The organism is Pseudoalteromonas sp. SG41-5 (assembly GCF_014164495.1).
Lineage (GTDB): Bacteria > Pseudomonadota > Gammaproteobacteria > Enterobacterales > Alteromonadaceae > Pseudoalteromonas > Pseudoalteromonas rhizosphaerae.
On record NZ_JACJFH010000230.1, the window covers coordinates 1 to 1,272 of the forward strand.

The window sequence follows — 1,272 nt, forward strand, 5'->3', positions numbered from 1 at the left end:
GCGCTTAATCACTTTCGAGATAATTTTAAATAGGGAAAGAAAAATAATAAAGGGAATTTTGTAAAACTAAAAGTAGGAGTCAAATTATGCTTTTAAGTTATGGACGATCTTACTGTTACCATGAACAACACTACCATCTTGGTCATATGTTGTAGAGGTTGGCACACCAATCAAAATGTCTTTTAATTGTTTTACTGTTAATTGTGCATGGTGGGCTGCATGAGCATTAACGTCATTCTTCTTTTTACATGACTCTAATAGCTTATGCACATCACTCGTTAAGCTTGTTACTTCGTCAGATTCAACGTCATTACCTGCAAATAAGGCTTTGAGTTCTTTATCTAACGTTTGAATTTGACTTAAAAAGGTAAGTTTTTGTTTCGCGATATCTTTAAGGCCCTCGCCACGACGGGAGGCTATAGCGGTTAATTCATCTTCTAAGATATCAGCAAGGGATGTTAAGCAATTTAGCTGCATAACAAGTTTAGAACTGATCAAACTGGTGTGATCAGCCATACACATCAAACTCAAATGCAGCGATATTTTTAGCTAGCTTTTCAGCATCGATTTGATATTTACCTTCAGTAATTGCTTTTTTTAGCTCAGCCACTTTGTTGCTATCAAAACCAGAAGATTGCTGTGCTTTATCTTGCAAAGATTTTAATTGTTGCGCTTGTGGCGTTAAGCTTACTGAGTCAGCAGTCGCTTTTGGCGTAGTTGCTTGCGCAGTATTAGCATTATTATTTTGTAAATCAATTTTTTGCTGTTTAGCATTGGTCAACACATTAGCCTGTTGCTGACCTTTATTTACTTGGCTTACCATGATTTTAACCTATACATTATCCAACACATGCCTTGTTATCGGCAACCATGTTAGAAACTTTAGCACAAATACGAAAATTTAAATAATTACCTGCACAGACTCAACACCATCAACGCGGGCATTTAAAACTTTCCCTGACTTTGCATTTTTAACCTTTACCTGCTCTCCTAAAGTACCATCTTCTAGGGCTAAACCAGAAGTTTTTATTTTCAATCCTCGAATTATTGCAAAAATAGTGACATTATCGCCTTTGCAGACCATACAGATTTGATTTAATGCAACAAGGTAACCACTGCGGATATTACGTTTGCTGCGGCTACCAATCAGCAGCTCTTGATTTTGTAAATACTGCGCTCTTACGAAATGTTTTGGTTTCATAATCAAACGTAAATGATGAGCTTCAATAACCTCCCCGCGACTTAAATTTTCAGTGGCTATAATCACAGGGG

Annotated in this window: 3 protein-coding genes; all 3 read right to left on the minus strand. The window is 36.7% G+C overall.

Annotation, left to right across the window (positions count from 1 at the left end):
* Window positions 1–84 precede the first annotated feature (84 nt).
* Complete coding sequence (flgN, locus tag H5232_RS23225) at window positions 85–516, minus strand: flagellar protein FlgN (RefSeq protein ID WP_182718217.1); 432 nt, start codon at window positions 514–516, stop codon at window positions 85–87.
* Complete coding sequence (flgM, locus tag H5232_RS23230) at window positions 509–823, minus strand: flagellar biosynthesis anti-sigma factor FlgM (protein WP_149981594.1); 315 nt, start codon at window positions 821–823, stop codon at window positions 509–511. The genes flgN and flgM overlap by 8 nt, the downstream gene beginning before the upstream one ends.
* A 78-nt stretch (window positions 824–901) precedes the next feature.
* Window positions 902–1,272 (minus strand): flagellar basal body P-ring formation chaperone FlgA (gene flgA, locus H5232_RS23235; protein WP_182831649.1); only part of this gene is annotated, 371 nt, incomplete at its 5' end.